Below are 23,625 nucleotides of genomic sequence, written 5' to 3' on the forward strand. Positions count from 1 at the left end.
AATCTTTAATAGGTCAACTTTCCAATGGAACAGCATTATAGCAATCTGGTTCAAAAATATCTGGCTAACAACCTTACAGCTTCCGAGCAAATGGAGCTGGCGAGGTTGAGTCGGTTGTATGAGCCGCGCCAGTTGATGGGAGGGATGTTTGTTGTGAATCCTTTTATGCTGAAAGAAGAAGGGATGGCCGAACAGGAGGAGATGGAAGATGTGCCTGTGCCGGTACAGGTGGAAGAGGATCCTGCATATGATGATCCTGAAGATGATGACCCTGAAACAGAAGAGCGGCAACAGGGAGAAACAATACTTATACACCAGCACCAGGTAGCGAAAGATAGTTTTTACGATGAAGAAGAGGAGGACGATGATTTTGACGATGATGAAGATGAAAACACTTCCCTGCGGAAAAGCCAGCCAGACCACGAATTTTCCTACCTGTCTCTCGCATACGGTGTTCCTCCGGCCCGCAACCGCCAGGTACTGGAGGAGCTACATAGCCGCATCTCCAACTGGAGCAGTAATCAGACCTCGTTACCGCTGCTTTCCGGCAACGGCCAGGTATTTGAACATTTAGAAAGCCGCGTTTCCAACTGGAATGATAAACCAGCTGAACCATCCCCCCGCAGCCGCCAGACGTTCGGGCAGCTGGAAAGCCGCATCGCCGGGGCGATCCCGGGCAAAATGCCCTCCCGGCAGAAAATACTATTCCTTTTCGCTGCCGTTGCAATAGTCATTTTGTGTATCTCGTGCTACTGGTATTCACGTTACAAAGCGCAGCAAAGAATAGAGGAACTGCATAACCGGCAGCTGATCAAACCCGGCAGCAACAAAGCCACGCTGATCCTTTCGGATGGTTCCGCCATTGAGCTGCTCAATCGCAGAGATGGCCTTCTTACCGTTCAGGGAGGAATAGAAGTGCTCAAATCCGGAGATATTATGCTGGAATACAAAGTACCGCCATCCGGGGTAAAGGAAATTGTTTCCAACACCATTGCCACTCCCCGTGGCGGCATTTACCAGCTCAGTTTGCCGGATGGTTCACACATCACCCTGAATGCCGGATCTTCCCTCACATTCCCCACCGTATTCAGCGGCCCAAGCCGGGAAGTGGTACTTACCGGCGAAGCCTTTTTTGAAGTAGCGGAAGATACCCTGAGGCCCTTCCGGGTAAAAGCAGGAGAAACAGTAGTAGAGGCAATAGGCACCAGTTTTAACGTGCTGTCTTACACCGGCGAACCGCAGCAAACCACCACCATGGTGTCCGGCTCCGTGAAGCTCAATGCCCTGGGATTAGCGCATATCATCCGGCCCGGGGAACAGGCGGTGGTGCATTATCCCACGCGCAGGGTGCAGGTAAGGAATGCCAATGTGGAAGAGGAGATTGCCTGGAAGAACGGAAAGTTCCGGTTCTTTAACCGCAACGCTGCCAGTGTTATCAATCAGGCGGCACGCTGGTATAACATGGATGTGGAATGGGAAGGCGATTTCTCCGATGTGTTACTATCTGCAGACACCTTACGGGATGTCCCTCTTTCCGGCTTACTGGAAATGCTTGAAGCATCCGGCCAGGTACACTTTAAAACAAAGGAGAAACGCCTCATCGTTTTACCCGGCAGCTGGTAAAGCCTTACAACACTTTTATCTCCGTTCTCCTGTTCTGCTGATGCTCCGCTTCCGTACAATCCGTACAGGTATTCACTGGTTTCATTTCTCCATATCCTTTTGCCACCATTCTGCCTTTACTAATACCATTCCTCACCAGGTAATCTACCACACTTTGCGCCCTTGCCTGCGAAAGCTTCAGGTTATGTGCATCACTGCCCCTTGCATCTGTATGCGCAGATAATTCAATACGCACTGCAGGATTATCCCGCAGAAAGAGGATCAGCTTTTTAAGATCGGAACTTGCTTCAGGGCGAAGGTCTGACCTGTCCAGATCATAATAGATCTTTTCCAGCCTGATCTCTTTACCTTCCACCGCTTCTTCCACGCCTAATTCCAGCTGCACATACAAAACCTGGCTTCTGTTCAGGCCTTTGGTGCTGACCTTCTCAATATTGGAGAGGTAGTTTTTCTTTTTACCCGCTACGTTGAACTCAGAGCCGGCCTCCAGCTGAAAACGGAATTCTCCTGAACCCGCTTTGGAAGAGGCCTGGCGCACACTGCTTTTAGTTTCGTTGGTGAGCGTAACGTTCACATCACCTTCCGCCGCTCCGGAAGTTTTATTCACCGCTTTACCTACCAATGTGAACCGGGGATCATTATGTGTTAACGAAACCACGATGTCACCGGCAGTATATTGCTCTTTGTCCACAGTGCCGTAGGTGGCAGCAATGTCGTTCAGACTGGCTTTTACGGTATAATCCTGTTGCATTGTTTGAGGGAATAGCACTTTGCCATTTTTATCTGTAGCAGCTTCCGCTATTTTGCCCGCTGCATTGAACAGTGCAACGGTGGCATCAGGCAGCGGCTGCCCCGTTAGCTCGTCTTTTACATATACCTGTATGTCTTTCAAAGGAACCGCGGCAGGAGGGGGCGTTTGCTTATTCTTCTTCTTAACAGGGAAGATGCGGTAACTCAGGCCCGCAAAAACGCCATAGGAAGAAACGGAGGTAATGTCTTTCACATAGTTCACATTGTTAGGCAATGCAATGATCTCCGAATAGGAATAGGCTTCCTCACTATTGATATGATAGAGATAGTAAGCCCCGGCATGTACTGCCCATTTGGGTGTGAAATAATAATTAACCCTGGCCTGTGCTTTTGCCGCGCCATATAGCTTTTTACTATAACCTGCATGGTTGAACATAGACATATTCAACGGTCCTGCAAAAACGGCGTCCGCCTTAATGGCGGACCCCTCTGCATAAGAAATGCCTCCCCGCAGGTTCAGTTCCACCACCAGCTTTTGGGTCTGGAGTTTAAATGAAGGTCCTATGCCCGCAAAGTATCGTTGCATTTTTGTGGCGGAAAATGTATAACCGGTAGCGTTTAAACCAGTGGAATCGTAGCTGGCAGCTTTATTGGCGTAAGCGTCAACGTCTATACCAATACCCCAGAAGCTCCAGTACTTATCCGCGCTGAAGCCTGCATTAAAGCCTGCCAGCGGCATTTTAACGGTAGAGGGCATATTGTATTTATGGCCAAGATCAAGGCCGCCCCTGAGGGAAAATTGCGTGAATTTATGTTGTGCAGAAGCCGTGCCGGCTATAAAGAACAGTAGAAGTAGTAAACGTTTCATCTTTCATGTTTTTGATCACATATAAAGATCAACAGAGGGCCTGGTTTGTTACCTCTCAGCATAAAAGAAGCCGTCCCGATGTACCGGGACGGCTTCTTCAATTTAAGGGGCTATGTTATACTATTTGCTATTCATTTGATTGATCAGGCCAATTAAGGCTGCCTCAGATACTTCCTGTGGTATAAAATCGATCCCTACATAATTATCTGTACCGTTAGGAGCGGGGATGGTCACATCTTTCATGTGTGCGTAGAACTTTCCGTTTTTGGAAGAGATGGCCAGGAAAGTACCTTCCATACCCACGGTGAATGATTGCTGATAGCTCAGTAACCCTTCTTTACCGGCTGGTGCATTCACAATCACATTGTACAGTTTAATGAGCGTATTCTGGTTCTTTTGCTTGAAGAAGAGCATTGTAGGTTCTTTGCCGGTGTAGTTGGCGCTGGTTTGCTCATTATAGTTAACGGTGAAGTAACCCAGTACTGTTACCCTTGTACCGCCATTATTCAGGAGTGCATCACAGTTCCGCCACTGACCCAGGGCATCCAGCATAAAGGTAGATTCGGTACCTGTAGGGTTGGAGGTGGCCGTAGTACCCATATCTATCCAGGAAACGCCTTTAGGTATTTTGATACTGGAAGTTACGCTGCTGGAAGCATTCACGTGATTGTAACCGGTAGTGGTATAAGAAACGGTAGTGTCTCCCTCCCAGATCGGAATTTTGTTGCTCTGGCCCTGTGCTTCTCTTATACCCAATGGTACTACCACCTGCGCGGAGTCTTTCTTAATGCCCAGTTCAGCACCGTTCTTATCAGCTTTCACGATCAGCTCTCCGAAGGAGCGCAGGAAACCGCCTTTGGCATCCATGGTTGGTTTATCTCCCAGGATCATGTCGCTGGGTTTCAGAATGTCTTTAACATGCACTTTAATGTTCCCGCTCACTACATTGTTATTGGCATCGAGAAATACGTTAGCGGGAAACTTGATCTTTGTGCCTTTGCTGGTGGTGATGGTTCCGCCAACACCGGCATCGAGGGTGAAGGATTCTGCTTTAGGAGCATAAGCTTCAAAGAAAGCAGCCATAGTGCCCAGGTCAGAAAAATCATTCGTTACCTGTTTGTCTTTCCGGCAGGAGGTGATACCTACAGCGGAAATAACGGCGATGGAAAGGATCAGCTTTTTCATATAGTGTGTTTTTGTTTTCAGGAGTAGATAACCAACCGGGAACAATTGTTACCTCCATCCTGAAAAAAAACACTAAGTCATTGATATTCATGTTTGCTGTCTGCCATTAATTTTTTCATGGATTATTTTTTTAAAGTATATTCATAAGCGGAACTACCCATTCACTAAATTTAATCAAATGCCTGTATACCCAACGCATCCCTGGAGCCCTGTACAAAAAATTTCTTTCCGGTTCTTCTTCGCCTTTTTCATCTTATATACTTTTCCCTTTCCGCTCACGGAGGTACCGTACCTGTCTTACGGATATTCACTGTTATGGCATAAGGTGATTCCATGGATCGGCACGCATTTCCTGCATCTTCCGCCCATCACCATTTTTACCAATGGCAGTGGTGATACCACTTATGATTATGTATTACTGCTCAGTTACGTAACGCTGGCCCTGCTGATCGCCATTATCTGGTCTTTGCTGGACAGGCGGCGGAAGAGTTATCATATGGCCTATCACTGGCTGAGAGTACTGATCCGTTATTACCTCGCGGGTATGATGTTCTCTTACGGCTTTGCCAAAGTGTTCCATCTGCAAATGCCTTTCCCTTATCTCTCACAACTGGTGCAGCCTTTCGGGGATAAATCGCCTATGGGCCTGGCATGGTCCTATGTAGGTTATTCGAGTGCTTTCAGCGCATTCACCGGCTGGTCTGAAGTGGTTGCAGGTGCATTCCTCCTCTTCCGCAGAACAACACTGCTGGGGGCTATATTATGCGCCTTCGTTGCCGTGAACATTGTAGCCATCAATTTTTGCTTCGATGTACCGGTGAAACTATTCTCTTCTATGTTGCTGCTGATGTCCCTATTCCTGATGGCGCCGGATGTGCAGCGTTTACTGAACGTTTTTCTCCTGAACAAACCCGCAGAGCCACGGGTTTATTATTCCTTCCTGCCTAAACGCTGGATGCGCATTACAGCCATTGTGATAAAAGTCCTGTTCATTGCATACATCCTCATCAGCCAGGTTGAAAATGGCATAAGAGGGCAGGCGGCTTATGGCGACAAACGTCCTAAACCACCTTTATATGGTATTTACAATACAGAATTACTTGTTCGTAACAATGATACCATTCCGCCACTCACAACAGATACTACCCGCTGGCGGCAGCTGATCATCCAGTTTGAAAAGAGGGCCACGGTAAAACTGATGAATGATACGATCAAGCCGTATAACTTTGTGCTGGACACTACCTTGAAAACAGTTACGGTATTTAGTAACACAGATACCCTGCATAAAACGGTACTGAATTATAAAGCAGATTCCGTGTACCTCACTTTATCCAACGATTCGCTCTATTACCGCTTTAAAAAATATGATCACCGGAATTTCCGCCTCGTGAACCGGGGATTCAGGTGGGTGAATGAATATCCCTTCAATCGCTAAAAGAAAAGGCCCGGGAATTTTCCGGGCCTTATAATATTCCCGATCTTTGCCGCATCATGGAACAACCGGAAATCACCACCACCGAATATGGCACAATGACCCGTATGATCTGGCATTGTGATGATATCCTTGTAGGGCATTCCATCACCCGGTATAATAAGCTCACCTCTCACAAAGGCAGCAGCGAAACGGATATGGTGCGCTTCCATTTTGGTATGAAGGGGAATTACAGTTTCAGCTATAAACAACTGGATCAAACCTACGACCTCATCGGCGGGCACCACAATATCATGTACTCCAAAGGATTTGATATTGAGGTCTGGAACAGAACGCTGGAAGTAGAAGTATTCGGTATCCAGTTCCCGCGGGAACTCTTTGTGAAGTTCACCCAGAATGCCAACGACTGCCTGAAACGTTTTGCAGAAGATATCCTGGCAGAAAAGAGTGTAATGCTCTCAGAACACTGGGGTGCCATTGATGCCCCTATCCAGCAGGTGCTCCAGCAGATCATTCATTGCAAATACGGGGGAGACCTTAAAAAGCTCTTCCTCCTTTCCAAAAGTATAGAGCTGCTGGTACTCTGTGCGGAAGCGTATAACGTGGCCATGGAAAAAAAGGAGCTTTTTGTAAAGAGCAAAACGGATAAAGAAAAGATCATTGCCGTGAGGGACCTGATCAATGAACGCGTAGCAGACCCGCCCAATCTCTCTGAAATTGCCCGAACCGTGGGCCTGAATGAATACAAACTAAAACGGGGTTTTAAAGAAACCTTTTCCAATACTGTATTTGGCTATCTTACGGAGCAAAGGCTTCACCTGGCGCATCAATACTTGCGGGATACTTCCAAAACCGCCGCGGAGATCTCCTATGAGTTGGGTTATGCCACCCCGCAGCATTTCAATAATGCTTTTAAGACCAAATTCGGTATTACACCCAATTCCGTTAGAAATAATCCGTAATATGCAATCCCCTTTTTTCGGGGCAGGGTATTTTTGTGTCAAAATAAAAACATTATGAGCACTTCATTAGTTGTAATTAACGACATCATTATTGATGCACCTGCCGCCAAAGTATGGGATGCTCTTGTGAACCCTGCTAAAACCAAACAATACATGTTCGGTTGTGAAACGGTATCAGACTGGAAGAAGGGGAGTACCCTGGAATGGAAGGGCAATTTTGATGGTATAGACCTGGTAGCGGTAACCGGGGTGATCGTGGATATTCAACCGGGTAAATACCTGGCCTATACTGCCATCGATCCCAATAACCCTGCTATCACAGACACGCCGGAGCGTTGCATCACTGTTACCTACAGCCTGGAAGAAAATAAGGGGCAGACCACCTTCACCGTTACCCAGGGAGATTATGCCAAAGTGGAAGACGGAGAACGCAGGTACAAAGAAGCCTATAACGATGGAATAGGTTGGGACCCTATCCTCGTGGAGATCAAAAAACTCGTGGAAAGTAACTAAATTTTCAATATGAAAGATGAATACATTGCCCTGCCGCTGGTAAATAATACGGGAGCGCACCGCTTTGAAATGGAAGTGGACGGCTATAAGGCGATCATTGTTTACCGCCAGACGCCTGAGCGCATTACATTACTCCATACAGAAGTACCTCCGGAACTGGAAGGGAAAGGCGCCGCTACTGCTATTATTGAAAAAACACTGGCCTATATTGAAACCAATCATCTTTCCCTGGTACCGCTCTGCCCATTGGTAGTGGCCTATATTAAGAGGCACCCGGAATGGAAACGTATTGTGGATCCTTCCGTAACCAACCTTTGAGCTTATGCAGTATAAATTAGCCTTGCCTGTTCGCGGAACTATCGGAACAGCTAAATACCAGTGTACCATCAAATGGCGTAATGGAAGATTCATTGCAGATGAACCACCCAGCTCCGGCGGAGAAGATCAGGGTCCTGATCCCTACACCCTGCTATTGTCCTCCCTGGTCACCTGCACCCTGGTGACCCTGCGGATGTACATTGAGCGCAAAGGCTGGGAGATCCCGGAAATAAAGGTGAATGCCAATATGTTCCAGGAAAAGAAAGAGGATGGCACACATACGGTTATTGACAGGGATATCTCTTTCCCCGATAACACCGCCGATGCAGAACAAAAAAAGAAACTGCTGAGCATTGCAAAAAACTGCCCTATTTCCCGGATACTGGAAGGGGAAGTGAAGATCAGGTCTTTTATGATGAAGTGAATGCTCTTTTCTCAAAAAGCAAAACATTCTTCTCAAAAAAGAAAAAACTCCGCCCTCTGCTGCGCGGCAAGGTCAGCTGCATTAATCCGGATCAACCCGGAAGCTCTTACCGCCAAATTTCGAAATATTGTAACTCAGCCTGGCAGTAAATACCCTGGTCGCCTGGTTTGTACGCCTGTCTACAATTGAACTGCCAGAGATGATCCGCTCCAGGTTATTCCCCTGGTTTAACAGGTCATTGCCACTGATAGAAAAGCTTAACGACTGATCTTTCAGGAATTTTTTGCTCAAACTGGCACTAACGATAAAAGGGTTGGTATTGGACAGGGCGTAACCTGTATTGATGGTTTTGGAGGTTTTAAGATCTATGTACCAGGTCTTTTTTATCCGCCCCATAGTTGAAAGAGACAGGCCAAGCCTTTGAACATTTTTAAAGTTATCACTAACTCCGACGCCATTGTTCATACTGAAGCTATAGTTAACCCTGGTATTGAATGTGAACATTTTCAATCTTAAAGAACTGTTCAGATCTGCCTGGTAATTATGTGTATGGTAAAAAACAGCACCGTTCACCTGCCCCAGCACATCCACAATCGGGTTCTCGTTTTGCACATTATTGTTGGAGCTGAACCTGTAGGATAACCTGGCACCCGCTGATATCTTTTTTGAAGTAAACATCGTATTCAACTGCTGGGATATATTGATGCCCTTGCTAAACCGCTTGTTATTATTAATAAAAACCGCCCTGTTCGATGTTTCGAGCCCACCGGAATAGGAAATGGAATATTTATTTTTTTTGAGCGGTATATTTAAAGCATAGTTGCTGCCCATCCTGAAATTCCCATTGGTGTTTTCGAATCGGGTTTCCTGCTTTAAACTGTTTAAAGTATCCTGTATAAGCACCACATTGGTAACAATTTCGTTCTGAACAGTACTGAAGTTTAGCCCGGTTTGTAATGAGATACCTGTTTTGGCATTTACATAATTGAAGCTGGTGTTAACATTGTGGCTAAACGAGGGCCTCAGGTTAGGATTGCCGATCACAATATTCTGCAGGTTTTCAGTATTCCGGACGGGTTGGAGCTGGTTGATGCTTGGGTTCCTGTTACTGCCACTGTAATTAAGTGTGATGGTTTTGCTTTTGGAAAAAGTTTTGCTCAGGTTAATGCGGGGAGAATAATTCAGGTTATTGTTCCTGATCTTTCGCCCCAGGTGAACGTAATCGCTGGTCAGCAAAGTGGGACTGGCGCTAACCCCAAAATTGTAGCGCATCTTATTACTGGAATACCCGTAAGTTAAACTGATAGCCTGGTTAACAGATACCGAAGCATAATCTGTACTTAGCGAATCTACAAATGCAGGCAGTTTACTCAGCTGGTCTATCACAAACGTTTGTACCCTGCTGGTGTTTTTGCCAACGGACAGGTTATAGCTCAGGTTTAAATGTTGCCTGGCCAGGGTATCCTTCGGCCTTTTTAAACCAAGACTGTAACTAAACCCCAAATTGAAGCTCTGGTTGTTATTATCTGTAAAGAGGTTCCTGTTCAGCAAAGAGTCTTTCACTAAAAGCTCCGTAGTTTTATCGTAATACCGCGTGTTGGTGCTGATGAACTGATCAGATTGATTGGAAGAACTGGAAATGCTGAAATTGCCGGACAGACTGCTCTTTTTATTTTTTAAGATCTTAGAGAAATTGAGGCCGGCATTGATCGAAGGTGACTTATTGACCGATTGATTAATATTCTCCAGGTCTTGTTTGATCACTCCCCATTGGTTGTTTACTGAAGAACTGATGTTTTCGGTATTATTATAAGATACCATTACATTACCATCGAGAAAGAACTTTTTATTCTTATAGGAAAAATTACCGTTGAAGTTATGACTGTTGCTGCTGCTTTCACCATTACTAAGGGTTTTCTGGTAGAAGGTGCCCAATGGATTTAGGGTTTCAATGGCCTGCTCGTTGGCAAATGCACTCCTGTTGTTCCCCAGGTTATAGTTAATGCCATAACGCATATTTTTGCTGATCTCATCCGCATGAGATATCCCGCCTGTCATAGACCGTGCTGTTCCTGCCCCGTTATTTGAAGTATTGTAGCCCAGCTCGCCACTGCTTTGCTTAGTATCTTTCCATAGGTTAACGTTTCCGCCAATTCCAAACTGGTTATTAGTTCCGCCATTGATACCCGCATTGCCAAAGCTGCCACTGTTCATGCCCGGTTTCGTAACGATGTTTAATAACTTAATAGGTTCCGCCGTTTTAATACCGGTAAAGTTGGCCTGATCACCATAATCATCAATTACCTGGATCTTTGCTACAATACCCGCCGGCAGCCTGGCGATAAAATCTTTTATATTATTAGTAAAGAAATCCTTGCCGTTCACCCGCAGTTTGTACATGCCCTTACCCATAGTGGTAACGTTATATCCATCGTCCACCTCCAGGCCGGGGAGCTGTTTCAGCAGGTCTGCCACATTATCGCCATCCAGCACCTGGTAGGCGGCAGCATTATACTCAATGGTATCCTGCATAATCCTTATGGGGTTGGGTTTGCCCTTTATCACCACCTCTTTCAGCATGTGCACATCCGGTTTCAGTTGGATGTGTTTGATTTTCAATACTTTTTTATCGCCAAAAGAATAATTGGCGGTAAAGTCCTGGTACCCGGTAATGCTAATCTTTAGTAAGAAAGATTCGCCTTTTACTTTTGTGAAACTGAAATATCCATCCTGATCGGTAGTGGTATGGAGCGTGTCTTTATCGCCGATCAGTATTACATTGGCATCTTTAATGGCGGTTTTGGCAGAGTCCACCACATAGCCATTCATGCGGTTATGGTTTTGTGCATACACACCGGGGTTGCACAAAAACAGGAATAAAGGGAGGAGGAGGGATAAGCTTTTTTTCATCAAAAGATCAGCTTCTTTAAGCTACTTTATTTATGATGAAAGAAATATGCCTATTCCATAAAATGGCTGATTTTATATTAATATTAACAAACATTCAATAGATCACCAGCTTACAGGGGAATTGCTTTTTAATGTAAGCCACCGGCTCCTCCGTATCTTCCTCATCCATCCTTTCAAACAGGATGCGCGCTGCCTCACTGCCCATTTCAAAAGAGCTTTCTTCAATGGCAGCCAGCGGCCGGTGATCAAGATGCTGCAGCAAAGGCAGGTTGCCAAAGCCCGTAAATTCAATGATATCTACTTTATCCGGGTAATGGCTCTTTAAAAAGTCGATCGCCTGGATGGTGATATAGTTCTTAAAAGTAAAAATGGCAGTAGGAGGAGCTGCCTGTTCCATGAGTTGGCGCATGGCCTCAAAAGTGGAAGCAGGGGTAAGATCTACCTCCTGCACTAAAGCGGTATCGAAAGGGAGCAGGTTTTTCAGCAGCGCCTGTTTGTAGCCTGCAAAACGTGCCTGACTGGTACGCATGGATTCCGGGCCCATAATATGTGCAATACGGGTATGCCCCCTGTCTATCAGGAACTGGGTAGCTTCCAACGCACCTTCCTCATTGTTGGAAGATACATAATCGAACACCACACCCTTTGGCTCACGGCCAATGCATACTACGGGAATACCCATAGACAGGAACTTCTGAAATGGCTGCATGTCCACCGTATTTTTGGTAACAGATACAATCACCCCATCCACCCGGTTACGGATCATCACATCCACAATCTTCTCTTCCTTCTGTGCATCTTCATGAGACTGTGAAAGGATCACGTTGTAATCCTTCTTTTCTGCTTCTTCTTCCACACCGTTCACAGCCAGTACATAATATTGGTCCAGCAGATCAGGTATGATCAGCCCTATAGTAAATGTTTTACTCAGCTTAAAGTGCCTCGCCGCTTCGTTGGGAATATAGTTAAGTTCCTTTGCCAGTTTCTTTACCCGTTCACTGGTATAAATACTGATGGTAGCATCGTTATTCAAGGCCTTTGAAACCGTGGATACAGACATGTTTAATTTTTTGGCTATATCCTTAATGGTTACCCCTCTTTTCATGTAAAAAGCATTAGTCAGTCCATAATACTAAAATAATCCGGAAATAAAGAAAACGTTGTAATAAACCATTTCAATCGTTGTAATAGGTTTTGCGCATAGCGGCCAGGGGATAGAATCGATTGCAAATGGTAAATTGGTTGTAGAATTTCGCGTTAAAGAAGGACCTAACAACAGTCATTCCACCGTACAGAAAATACCAATTTCTAAATCAAACTAAACTGATCCAACATGACGATTAGCATCAGGAGCAGGCTGATAATAGCCTGTTGCGCACTCGCAATGATGTTCATGCTCTTCTGCGTTACCACCTTTGCCCAAACAAAACCCCTGAACGGCATTATCAGAGATAAAACCGGCAGACCTGTTCCCGGCGTTACGGTTGTTATACAGGGAACCACCACAGGCACCACTTCAGATGCTGAAGGACGCTTCAAATTGAATGCACCTGAAAATGCGGTGCTCGTTTTCTCCTTTATCGGCTACCAGACACAGAAATTAACCGTAGGTGCTGCTGCTTCCTATAATGTTATACTACAGGATAATACTACTGAATTGGATCAGCTGGTAGTGGTAGGGTATGGCACCAGGAAGAAAAGTGATGTCACCGGTGCCGTGTCGCAGGTAAAGGCCACTGCGCTTGAAAACGAGAATCCTGCCAATGTGCAGGACCTGCTCAGGGCCAATGTTCCCGGCCTGAACGTTACTGCATCCAATTCCGCCAAAGGTGGCGGGGACCTTACCATCCGTGGTAAGTCGTCTATCAATGCAGGCACAACACCGCTGATCGTACTGGATGGTGTGATCTATCCCGGTCAGCTCAGCGATATCAACCCGAACGATATCCAAACCATTGACGTGTTGAAAGATGCCAGTGCCGCAGCGGTATATGGTGCCAAATCTGCCAAAGGAGTGATCCTTATCAATACAAAACGCGGTACGCGTTCCAAACCTACTATTACCTTCAACACCAATGTAGGCGTATCCACTTTAGCCATGGATGAACCATTGTACGATGGTCCCGGTTTTGTAAGATGGAGAAGGGATGTGATGTACAGTGTAAACGCAAATGCCAAACCCTATCAGTTTGATGATCCCCGTGCACTGCCTTCCAATATCACGGTGGACCAATGGAAGGCCTATGATAACTCCCAGGGTGATCCGGTGGATATCTGGCTGAACCGCCTGAAAATATTACCGGTAGAGGTGAAGAACTACAAAGCGGGTAAAACCACTGACTGGTACAGCCAGATGTTCCATCATGCTTTCCGGCAGGATCATACCATAAGCATCGCCGGTAAAAAAGAAGATATTTCCTACTACATCTCCGCAGGTTATGTGAACAACGAAGGTATCATTGTAGGTGATAAATTCAAAACCTTCCGTACACGCATCAACGTAGAAGCAAAAGCGGCAAAGTTTGCAACGGTGGGTATCAATATGCAGTTTGCTGACCGTGATGAAAGCCAGGTACCTGTTACCTGGGGCCAGATGGTGAATGCTTCTCCCTACGGCGAAAAATACAAGGATGATGGTAAAACCCTGCGGGATAGCCCAAATGACGATGTGGGAAACAACCTCAATCCTTTCCTCGAAAATACCTACACCAACCGGATGGATAAAACCAATACGCTCTTTGGTTCATTATACCTGAAAGGGGATCTGCCTTTTGGTTTTTCCTATCAGACCAACTTTTCACCCAACTTTGATTTTAACCGTTACTTCAACAGCATCTCTGCAAAAGACTTCCGTTATGCCGCACGTAAAGGTGTGGCTACCCGCAGGGAGCAAACGATCTACAACTGGCAGATCGATAATTTATTGCGCTGGAATAAAACATTCGGCGATCATGAGTTTGATGCTACCTTTCTTTTCAATGCAGAAAAATTCCAGTCCTGGCGTAACCAGATGGATAATGAAGGATTTGATCCCAATGATAACTTAGGCTGGCATAATATCGGCTCAGGTATTAAACCGGTGATCTCCAGTTCGGATTCTGTGAGTACGGGAGATGCATTGATGGGGAGGCTGAACTACGGCTTCCGTGGTAAATATCTTTTAACGGCCTCTATCCGCCGGGATGGTTACTCCGCATTCGGCCAGCGTAATCCAAGAGCCAGCTTTCCTGCGCTTGCCCTGAGCTGGGTGTTCACGAAAGAAAAGTTTGTGCAACTGGACTGGCTGGATTATGGTAAACTCAGGCTCTCCTGGGGTGTGAACGGTAACCGCGATATCGGCCGTTACCTCGCTTTGTCTGACCTTACTTCCGGTAAATACCAGTACGTGCAGCAGAATGGCCAGGTGCAGCTGGTTTCCCAGTTATATGTAGGCCGCCTGCAAAACCCAAATCTCAAATGGGAGAAGAGCACTTCCTACAACGTAGGGCTTGATTTCAGCGTGTTCCGGGACCGCCTCACCGGTTCTGTCGATGTGTACAAGAAAAACACAACAGACCTTTTGATCCTCCGCGGCCTGCCCATTCACAGCGGTTTCCTCACGGTAATGGATAACCTGGGCGAAGTGGAGAACAAAGGATTTGAGATCAGCCTCAACAGTGCAAACATCCGCAGCAATAGTTTCAAATGGAACACCAATCTGAACTTTACGCTGAACAGGAATAAGATCAAACATCTTTATGGAGAAGTGGATATCAAAGATGCAACAGGCAAAGTGATCGGCCGGGAAGAAAGGGATGACCCTGCGAATAAATGGTTCATAGGGCATGACCTGGATGAAATATGGGACCTGAGAGTACTGGGTGTATGGCAGGTGGCCGAAGCGGCAGAAGCTGCCAAATTCGGTGTTAAACCAGGCGACTTTAAACTGGAGGATGTAAACAAGGATGGCAAGTTCTCTGATGCGGACCGCCAGTTCCTGGGTTTCAGATCACCCCGTTTTCAATGGACCCTGCGGAATGATTTCTCCTACAGAAACTTCGACTTCTCTTTCATGCTCTACTCTAACTGGGGAACATTGGGGCCCAATAACCTGCCCAAGAATAACTCCGGTTTCATAGATCGTCAGAACTCCTACCGTTTACCTTACTGGACTCCGGAGAATCCAACCAACGATTATGCCCGCCTCTTTTCCAGCAATGGCAGTGCTGTATTCGACGTATACCGGAATACTTCCTTTATCCGCCTGAGCACTATTTCACTGGGTTATTCATTACCGGCAAAGATGGCAAACAAAGCCGGTCTGGATGGCGTGAAGATCTACGGGAACGTGAACAATGTAGGCGTATATCAACCCGGCTGGACGTTCTGGGATGCAGAATATATTTATGGCAACAACAATCCGCCGGCACGTAACTATTCCCTGGGCATCAATATCACTCTCTAAAAAAAACTGTTATGCGATATACAATATTACTGGTATCAATGGCTGCACTCACTATCAGTTGCGGTAAAGACTGGCTGAAACCAAAACAACTTTCTACATACGATCCTGATGTAACGTATGTGGATGCTGCCGCTATGCGTGCGGCGCTGGTATCCTGCGCCCGCAATGCCCGGATCGAATACTATGGAGACAATCCTCCCATCCTCACAGAAATGTTATTCTCTGAAGTAACGGTGGAAGGCGTAACAGATAAATCCGGCCCGCCGCAAGACCTCAACCTGCTCATCACACCGGACGGTGCTAATCTGAATAATGCAGACCGTGCCCGGATCTACTATTATTATAGTGAAGGTTACCTGGGTATCAAATATGCGAACACGGTGATCGGGCGGATAGACAATGCTACCTATGCCAGCCGTGCGGAAAGGAATGCCATCCTTGGCTCTGCATATTTTCATCGTGCCATGCGCTATTACCGCCTTACACAACAGTTTGGTGATGTACCTGCTATTATGAAGGAAACAACAGAACCCAAACTGGATTATACTTCTACCAAACGCGAAGTGATACTGGAGTATATCAAAAAGGACCTGGACTCTGCCAAAGGATGGCTCACGGATAACGTAGCGAGGGGAGAAGTAACAAAAGGTGCGGTGTTACACCTGCTCACAAAAGTGAACCTGGCACTGGGTAAATTTGATGAAGCCATTGAATCTGCCAATGCCCTGATCAATGGCGGTGCTTATAGCCTCATGAAAGTGCCTTTCGGTGCTACAAAAAAGAACGTGATCTGGGACCTGCACCGCCCGGAGAATAAATCACTGGGTGAAAATAAAGAAGGCATTTTTATGGTGATAGACCGTTTCGGAGATGGCGGTTATGATGGTGGCATGCGCATCATGCGGCAGGCAGTACCTTTGTGGGGAACGAACATCAACACACCTTCCGGTAAAAAAGGTACAAACGATAATACCAATCCGCCGGTAGTGCTCAGCAACCTCTACGGCAGAGGCATCGGCAGATGCAGGCCAACACCCTACAGCAATTATGAGATCTGGACGGACCCTAAGGACCTGCGTCATGCCCCGGGTAACTGGATGAACATGGAAGACCTGGTGTATAACGATCCTGGACTACTCTCTTCCAACGATCCCTATTATTTAAAACCATTACAGTTAAGGAATGCCAACGGTGGTCTGTTATGTACAGATACTATCCGCTGCTGGTTCGGATGGCCGCACTATAAGATCTTTATTCCTGATACGGAGAATGCGCCCATGCAGGGCGGGCATACAGACTGGTACATTTTCCGGCTGGCAGAAACTTATCTGTTGAGAGCAGAAGCTTATTACTGGAAAGACAACCTGGGCCTGGCTGCCAATGATATCAATGCCGTGAGAACACGCGCAGGCTGCGACCCTATTGCTGCAGCATCCGTGAACATTGGCACCATCCTCGATGAAAGAGCCAGGGAATTGTACTTTGAAGAACCACGTAAAACAGAGCTCACACGCATCGCCTTCCTGTTTGCGAAAACCGGCAAACCTGCCTACAATGGTAAAACCTATAGCCTGGATAATTTCTCAGACAACAATTTCTTTTATGACCGTGTGATAGAAAAGAATGTTTTCTACAGAACAGGTATAGTTACCAATCACGGTGATAAATACACGATGAGTGCCTTTCATGTATTGTGGCCCATTCCATCCAATCCTATTGCTGCGAACACCTATGGGGTGATCAACCAGAACAAAGGATATGTGGGGTATGAAAAAAATGTACCTCCGCTGGACAAGATCCCGGAATAAAGAAAAAGGCTCCCTGTAAGGGGAGCCTTTTTTATAGTGGGACCATTTCATTCTTTTCAGGATGCCATACTTTCAGGCGCAGGCAGGCCCATATTTCCCGTGGATGCAGGGTAGTGGTTTTGGCTTGCTGCAGTTCAGGGATGTTAGCCATTGCCTCCGGTAAACGGTAAAAAGGCACGCGCGCATTCAGGTGATGGATATGATGATAACCGATATTGCCGGTCACCCATTTCCAGAAAGGGCTCATGAGCATATAGCTGGAAGAAGCCATGGCTGCATTATCATGGCACCATTCTTCTTTTTCGTTGAAAGTAACGCCGGGGAAATTATGTTGTGCATAAAAAAGATAAGCACCAATAGCACAGGCAATAAAAAAGGGGAGGAACTGTAGTAATAACCAGCCAGTCCAGCCCAGGTTCAGGAAAATGAACACCCCAACGCCGATATGTAATACAAGGGCCAGGATAGAATCCCAATGCTTCAGCGGGCTGCAAAGGAAAGAGCGCACACACATGCCGTACACGAACATGCTCAGGTAACCGAACAGGATGGTGAGCGGATGCCTCACTGCAAGATAAGCGCGTTGCTCTGCTGCGGTAGACCCTTCAAATTTCTCCTTCGTCATAATAGGATAGGAGCCTATGCTGGCACTGAATAGCTTGGAGTTATGGTTGTGATGATGGTCATGCGAACGCTTCCAGATACTGGTAGGCGCCAGCACAAAAATACCAAAGAGGGTGAAGAGGATGTCTGCCGGCAGTGATCTGTGCAGGATGGCATGATGCTGATGATCATGATAGATCACAAACATCCTTACTATAACAAGCCCGCATAAAATGCTGCAGGCAATACGTAAAAAAGGCAGTGTTTCGTTGATGTAAACAGCGGTAAGCAAACCCGCCAGGATGATTGCTGTCGTAAGCGTGTAATACCAGCTTTTCCATGTCACGTCCCGGGCAAACGGCTTCGTTGCCAGGATCAATTGTTTTCCAGTTCGCATTATTAGGCAGTTGTAGCTATATGATTATTTAGTGATCTCAGGTCGTTTGTGTTTCCACCTTCTGTGGCTCCACAGCCAGCTTTCCGGCTGGTGTTGAATGTCTTTTTCCAATGCGCGTGTATGCGCTGCTGTTATTTCTCCCTCTGCTGTTTTTCCCGGTTCATCAAACAGGGTTTCTGCAGAGATCTCGTAATATCCCCGTTTTAAACGTTCCACCCTGGCATATACTACCGGGTAATTCATTTTCCGGGCTATCTTTTCCGTTCCCTGGAACACCGGCGTGTCCTGGTTCAGGAAAGTGAGCCAGAAAGCGCTGTCCGGCGCAGGCGTCTGATCAGCAATAAAAGCAGTGGCATCTAATTCTGCTTTGTGCTGTACCATTTCCCGGAAGGTGTCTTTCATGGCAATCAGCCCGGTGCCGAACCTGGTGCGCATCCGGTAAATAAGGCCGTTGAAATGTTTGTTGGACAGTGGATGATAGACTACGTAAAGATGGTGGCGGCATTGCAGGCTGAAGGTATTGCCTGCCCATTCCCAGTTGCCAAAATGCCCCATCACAATAATGATACTCTTGTTTTCATCCGCATAGCGGTTAAACAGCTGTAGTGCCTCAGGCGTCAATTGGCATCGCTTAATGGCAGATCGCTCCGAAATAGTCAGTGTTTTGAATGTTTCCAGGAGCACATCGCAGAAAGAACGGTAAAACCGCCGCATTATTGCTCTGATCTCCTTTTCGGACTTTTCAGGAAAAGCATTGCGCAGGTTTTGCCCTACCACCTTTTTCCGGTAGCCGAAAACATAATAGATCATCACAAACATCAGGTCAGAAACCCCATAAAACAAGGGAAACGGTATCCAGGATAGTAAATAAATGAACGGTAAAAGAATATAATACATTGGCACTCTGGCAAAATACGCAATTTGTATTAGAATTTAATAGTATTTAAATGTTATGAAGGTTTAAGTAATTTTGCAGCGAAATGGATATAAGCGTAAATAAATACATCAGCGATACCGGCTTTTGCAGCAGAAGGGAAGCAGATAAATACATTGAGCAGGGCCGCGTGACCATTAATGATAACATTGCTTCCAAAGGGAACCGTGTAAAGGATGGGGATGTGGTGGAAGTGGATGGTGAGCCGCTGAAGAAAAAGAAAGCCACTATTTACATGGCGCTGAACAAACCCAAAGGCATTACCTGCACCACAGATACCAAGGATAAATCCAATATCATCGATTATGTGAATTACTCCTCCCGGATCTTCCCGATCGGGCGGCTGGATAAATTATCCGAAGGGCTCATATTCCTCACCAACGATGGGGATATCGTAAATAAGATCTTAAGGGCTGGTAATCAGCACGAGAAAGAATACATGGTTACCGTAGATAAACCGGTAAACCTGGAGTTTATCAAAGCCATGCGCAGCGGGGTGAAGATTATGGGCGTAGTGACGCAAAAGTGTTTCGTGCAGCAGGAAGGTACCAACCGTTTCCGTATTATCCTTACCCAGGGCCTCAACCGCCAGATCAGGCGGATGTGCGAAGCGCTTGGTTATAATGTGGAAGCGCTTCGCCGCACCCGTATCATGAATATTACTTTAAAAGACCTGCCACCCGGAAAGTGGCGTTATTTTACAAAAGAAGAGATCAATACCATCTCTGCCATGGTAGCCAACAGCAGTAAAACCGGCAGCAATGATGGCGGCATGGACGAATAACATCCCGGCCTTACTTCGTGATCTTTTTGATCGGCGTTAAAGCCACCTTACGGAACTCCACTTCTGAACCTTCAGCCTGTAAAGCTATCTGGCCTTTAGAAGCGGTACAGTTGGAACCTTCGTTCACCATATCTCCGTTCACCCATACTTTCACCACATTTCCCACACATTCTACCGTCATCTTATTCCATTCACCCAGTGGTTTTTCTGAATCGTCCGTGAGGTTTTTGATCCTTCTCTCTTTACCATCCACAGCGCCCCATTTTTCTTTGGGTCCGCGGCGTGTTTCCATATCCGGTACGGCGATATCTTCCCCGATACACCAGAAATCGCCTGCGTTCTTATGCATCAGCTGGCATTCGATGGATTTGGGGAACATGGCATACAACACACGGGGAGTGGATGCATGTACCAGTACACCACAGTTGCCTGGTTTGGCAGGGAAACGGTATTCCACTTCCAGCCGGTAGTTCTGGTAAACAGCATCCGTGATAATATGGCCCTGTGGTTTGGCAAGACTAACCAGGTTGCCATCCCGTACAATAAAGGGTGTTTTTACACTGGAGTCCTTATCCATGGCAGGCACATCTATATGCCAGCCACTGAGGTCTTTACCATTGAAGAGATTTTTAGTTTGCGCAAAAATATTTGCGGAACAGAGGGTGAATACAACGGCAGCAAAGATTGTTTTCATATTGAATAACGCGGTTTTTAATACCATTAAAGATATAAAGATGAAAATTGTTTTATAAATTATTATTTTCCCGGCAGATGAATCCTCCGGGTGTAATAATATTCCATAGTCCGCCATCCACAGGCCGTTATATTGGTTCTCCTTCGATCTGTATATTACCTGGTGGAGATTATGTGGCGTCCCACGACCTTTTTGGACCTGCTTCCGCGGAACATGAAACCCCGGTGGTGAAGGTTTACCGCTCTGCAGACAAAGGTGTTAGCTGGGTGCAAACGGCAGAACTGAAAGGCCAGTTCTGGTCTAATCTTTTTGTACACCATGGCGCCCTGTACATGATAGGAACGGATAAACATTACGGCAACCTGGTGATCCGCCGCTCTGCTGATCATGGCAGTAACTGGACGGACAGGCACCTTATCAGGGAAGGCCGTTTTCATACAGCTCCTGTGCCTGTTGCGGTACATAAAGGAAGATTATGGCGCGGTGTGGAAGTTGCTACCGGCCCTGCTGAACAATGGGCTGCCATGCTAGGGGCCAGCGTGTTCAGTGCAGATGAAAATGCAGACCTGCTGAAGTCTTCCAGCTGGAAACATTCCAATCATCTGCTGGATAGTACCGGCTGGCTGGAAGGGAATGCAGTGGCTACCAGGGAAGGAGAGATGTGGAACATGCTGAGGCTGCACCGGCCCAACGATAAAGAACAGGAACATGCAGCGATTATAAAGGTCAGTGAAGATGGCAGTACAGTGGCGTTTGACAGGTTCATCCCTTTCCCGGGAGGCAGCAAAAAGTTCAGCATCCGTTACGATGCTGTTTCTCAGTTGTACTGGACCATTGCCAACTATGTACCACCCGCATACCGGCATATCATTCAGCTGGATAAAGTACGTAACACACAGGCTTTGTGCAGCTCACCTGATCTGCTTACCTGGGACCTGAGAGAGATTGTATTACAGCACACAGATCATGAAAAGCATGGTTTTGGTTATGTGGACTGGCAGTTTGAGGGAGATGATATTATCTTCTTATCCCGTACGGCCTTTGATGCCAATAGTTTCCATGAAGCCAATTACCTTACCTTTCACCGCATACCGCGATTCAGAACTATAGATAAATTAAACGCTAAATGAAAAAATTATTCACGCTCTTATTATTGACCTCTTCCTTTGCGCAGGCGCAGGATTGGAAAGTAGTACCAGGGAAGATCACTACTCCCTGGAGTGAGCAGGTTACACCTGATTCTGTATTGCCGGAATATCCGCGCCCGCAATTTGTACGTGAAAGCTGGAAGAGCATGAACGGCTTGTGGGATTATGTGATCACACCCAGGAGCGCATCGCTGCCTGCAGCTTACCAGGGAAAGATCCTGGTACCTTTTGCCATTGAATCAGCCATGTCCGGCGTAGGCAAAACAGTAGGGAAAGACAGCCTGCTCTGGTATCACACTTCTTTTACCATGCCTGCTTTCAAAAAAGGGAACAGAACGATCCTCCATTTTGGTGCAGTAGACTGGCAGATGACCTTATACATCAACGGACAGGAAGTGGGCAGCCACCGCGGTGGTTTTGATCCTTTCTCTTTTGATATCACCGGTTTCCTGAAGAAAGCCAAAACACAGGAAATGGTAGTGCGCGTATGGGACCCTACAGACCAGGGTCCGCAACCAAGAGGTAAACAGGTACGCAAACCGGAAGGGATCTGGTACACACCTGTAACCGGTATCTGGCAAACAGTATGGCTGGAATCAGTACCTGTTACGTACATTGCCACTACCAAACAAACGCCGGACATTGATCAGCAAACGCTCACAGTAAGCACAACAGTTGTAAACCCTGTGCCCGGTGATAAAGTAAGGGTTTCTGTATGGAACGGAACAGATATGATCTCTGAAGAATCCGTGGAACCCGGCGCTACTGCAGTGCTGAAGATCCCTAACATGAAGTTATGGTCTCCTGAAGATCCCTTCCTCTATGACCTGCGTTATGCAATTGTAAGGAAAGAAAAACCGGTAGATGAAGCGCGAAGTTATTTCGCGATGCGTAAAACTTCCCTCGGTAAGGATAACAACGGTACCCTGCGCATGCTGCTCAACAATAAGTTTGTGTTCCAGTACGGCCCGCTGGATCAGGGCTGGTGGCCTGATGGTTTATATACCGCACCAACAGATGAAGCCCTGAAATTTGATGTGGAGAAAACGAAAGAGATGGGCTTTAATATGATCCGTAAACACATTAAAGTTGAACCTGCACGCTGGTATTATCATTGCGATAAACTGGGCATGCTGGTTTGGCAGGATATGCCCAGCGGCGATCTTGGCAACCGTTGGGAGCCAAGGCCGGGTATTATTGGCAAAGGCACAGATCAGAAACGCAGCAACGAATCTGAAAGAGCTTACCGTGAGGAATGGAATGCGATCATGGATGCGCTGCATAACGTTCCTTCCATTGTAGTATGGGTACCTTTCAATGAAGCATGGGGGCAGTTTAAAACAGCAGAGATCACAGAGTGGACGATGCAGAAAGATCCTTCCCGCCTCGTGAACAGCGCCAGCGGTGGTAACTTTGTGCTCACCGGCCACATCATCGACCTGCATAATTATCCTGAACCGGCTATGCCGCAACCTGATATCTATGGCGCCAAACAAGCCATCGTGCTGGGAGAGTTCGGCGGACTGGGTTTACCGGTAGATGGCCATGTATGGCAGCAGAAAGATAACTGGGGTTATCAGAGCTTTAAAACGCCGGAAGAACTGTTTAAAAGGTACAGCACCTTTACAGACCGCCTGGCAGATCTGATACGGCAGGGGCTTTCAGCAGCAGTGTATACACAAACCACAGACGTGGAAGTGGAGATCAACGGGTTGATGACCTACGACAGAAAGGTGATCAAAAATCCCGTTTCCTCTTTCTATGATGTGCATAAGAAATTATATAATCCTGCACTAGTGGTGATCAAACCATAACAGCCAGCCTCCCG

18 protein-coding genes are annotated in these 23,625 nt (G+C 46.6%); 11 read left to right on the top strand and 7 right to left on the bottom strand.

Annotation, left to right across the window (positions count from 1 at the left end):
- Positions 1-24 precede the first annotated feature (24 nt).
- Entirely contained in the window at positions 25-1,623 is a 1,599-nt protein-coding gene (locus AAHN97_RS07310) for a FecR family protein (RefSeq protein ID WP_343306908.1), read from the top strand.
- 4 nt (positions 1,624-1,627) lie between these two features.
- Here AAHN97_RS07310 and AAHN97_RS07315 read toward each other — a convergent pair whose 3' ends face one another.
- Together AAHN97_RS07315 and AAHN97_RS07320 are read right to left on the bottom strand one after the other, a co-directional pair.
- Positions 1,628-3,241 carry an OmpA family protein gene (locus AAHN97_RS07315; protein WP_343306909.1) on the bottom strand — a complete coding sequence of 538 codons (1,614 nt, stop codon included), beginning with the start codon at positions 3,239-3,241 and terminating at the stop codon, positions 1,628-1,630.
- Between the two features lie 120 nt (positions 3,242-3,361).
- Entirely contained in the window at positions 3,362-4,426 is a 1,065-nt protein-coding gene (locus AAHN97_RS07320; protein ID WP_343306910.1) for a hypothetical protein, read from the bottom strand.
- 178 nt (positions 4,427-4,604) lie between these two features.
- Between AAHN97_RS07320 and AAHN97_RS07325 the strand changes: the two genes are divergently transcribed.
- From AAHN97_RS07325 to AAHN97_RS07345, 5 genes are read left to right on the top strand one after another with little or no spacing between them, the layout of a single operon-like run.
- On the top strand, positions 4,605-5,861 hold the full coding sequence (locus AAHN97_RS07325) for a DoxX family protein (RefSeq protein WP_343306911.1): 1,257 nt from the start codon (positions 4,605-4,607) through the stop codon (positions 5,859-5,861).
- A gap of 56 nt (positions 5,862-5,917) precedes the next feature.
- Positions 5,918-6,820, top strand: a complete 903-nt coding sequence (locus AAHN97_RS07330) for a helix-turn-helix domain-containing protein (protein WP_343306912.1) — start codon at positions 5,918-5,920, stop codon at positions 6,818-6,820.
- Positions 6,821-6,874: 54 nt separating this feature from the next.
- Entirely contained in the window at positions 6,875-7,333 is a 459-nt protein-coding gene (locus AAHN97_RS07335; protein WP_343306913.1) for an SRPBCC domain-containing protein, read from the top strand.
- A 9-nt stretch (positions 7,334-7,342) separates the two neighbouring features.
- Complete coding sequence (locus tag AAHN97_RS07340) at positions 7,343-7,651, top strand: GNAT family N-acetyltransferase (protein ID WP_343306914.1); 309 nt, start codon at positions 7,343-7,345, stop codon at positions 7,649-7,651.
- A gap of 4 nt (positions 7,652-7,655) precedes the next feature.
- A complete protein-coding gene (locus AAHN97_RS07345; RefSeq protein ID WP_343306915.1) occupies positions 7,656-8,075 on the top strand; it encodes an OsmC family protein in 420 nt (139 codons plus the stop codon).
- Between the two features lie 81 nt (positions 8,076-8,156).
- Here AAHN97_RS07345 and AAHN97_RS07350 read toward each other — a convergent pair whose 3' ends face one another.
- Positions 8,157-10,985 (bottom strand): outer membrane beta-barrel protein, encoded by a 2,829-nt coding sequence (locus AAHN97_RS07350; RefSeq protein WP_343306916.1) that lies wholly within the window; start codon positions 10,983-10,985, stop codon positions 8,157-8,159.
- A 94-nt stretch (positions 10,986-11,079) separates the two neighbouring features.
- Positions 11,080-12,090: a LacI family DNA-binding transcriptional regulator gene (locus AAHN97_RS07355; RefSeq protein ID WP_343306917.1), complete on the bottom strand. Its 1,011-nt coding sequence runs from the start codon at positions 12,088-12,090 to the stop codon at positions 11,080-11,082.
- 228 nt (positions 12,091-12,318) lie between these two features.
- Between AAHN97_RS07355 and AAHN97_RS07360 the strand changes: the two genes are divergently transcribed.
- Positions 12,319-15,429 carry a SusC/RagA family TonB-linked outer membrane protein gene (locus AAHN97_RS07360; protein ID WP_343306918.1) on the top strand — a complete coding sequence of 1,037 codons (3,111 nt, stop codon included), beginning with the start codon at positions 12,319-12,321 and terminating at the stop codon, positions 15,427-15,429.
- A gap of 11 nt (positions 15,430-15,440) precedes the next feature.
- Positions 15,441-17,237, top strand: a complete 1,797-nt coding sequence (locus tag AAHN97_RS07365; protein ID WP_343306919.1) for a RagB/SusD family nutrient uptake outer membrane protein — start codon at positions 15,441-15,443, stop codon at positions 17,235-17,237.
- Between the two features lie 31 nt (positions 17,238-17,268).
- Here the strand turns inward: AAHN97_RS07365 and AAHN97_RS07370 are convergent, their stop codons facing one another.
- Both AAHN97_RS07370 and AAHN97_RS07375 read right to left on the bottom strand, forming a co-directional pair.
- On the bottom strand, positions 17,269-18,237 hold the full coding sequence (locus AAHN97_RS07370; protein WP_343306920.1) for a fatty acid desaturase family protein: 969 nt from the start codon (positions 18,235-18,237) through the stop codon (positions 17,269-17,271).
- 24 nt (positions 18,238-18,261) lie between these two features.
- Entirely contained in the window at positions 18,262-19,134 is an 873-nt protein-coding gene (locus AAHN97_RS07375; RefSeq protein ID WP_343306921.1) for a lysophospholipid acyltransferase family protein, read from the bottom strand.
- Between the two features lie 83 nt (positions 19,135-19,217).
- Between AAHN97_RS07375 and rluF the strand changes: the two genes are divergently transcribed.
- Positions 19,218-19,955: a 23S rRNA pseudouridine(2604) synthase RluF gene (gene rluF, locus AAHN97_RS07380; RefSeq protein ID WP_343306922.1), complete on the top strand. Its 738-nt coding sequence runs from the start codon at positions 19,218-19,220 to the stop codon at positions 19,953-19,955.
- Between the two features lie 10 nt (positions 19,956-19,965).
- Here the strand turns inward: rluF and AAHN97_RS07385 are convergent, their stop codons facing one another.
- Positions 19,966-20,649 (bottom strand): 3-keto-disaccharide hydrolase, encoded by a 684-nt coding sequence (locus AAHN97_RS07385; protein ID WP_343306923.1) that lies wholly within the window; start codon positions 20,647-20,649, stop codon positions 19,966-19,968.
- A gap of 77 nt (positions 20,650-20,726) precedes the next feature.
- Here AAHN97_RS07385 and AAHN97_RS07390 point away from each other — a divergent pair, with 77 nt between their 5' ends.
- Both AAHN97_RS07390 and AAHN97_RS07395 read left to right on the top strand, forming a co-directional pair.
- Complete coding sequence (locus AAHN97_RS07390; protein ID WP_343306924.1) at positions 20,727-21,779, top strand: sialidase family protein; 1,053 nt, start codon at positions 20,727-20,729, stop codon at positions 21,777-21,779.
- Positions 21,776-23,611 carry a glycoside hydrolase family 2 protein gene (locus tag AAHN97_RS07395; protein ID WP_343306925.1) on the top strand — a complete coding sequence of 612 codons (1,836 nt, stop codon included), beginning with the start codon at positions 21,776-21,778 and terminating at the stop codon, positions 23,609-23,611. The genes AAHN97_RS07390 and AAHN97_RS07395 overlap by 4 nt, the downstream gene beginning before the upstream one ends.
- Positions 23,612-23,625 lie beyond the last annotated feature (14 nt).

Origin of the sequence: Chitinophaga niabensis (assembly GCF_039545795.1) — a bacterium.
In the GTDB taxonomy this organism is placed as follows: Bacteria; Bacteroidota; Bacteroidia; order Chitinophagales; family Chitinophagaceae; genus Chitinophaga; species Chitinophaga niabensis_B.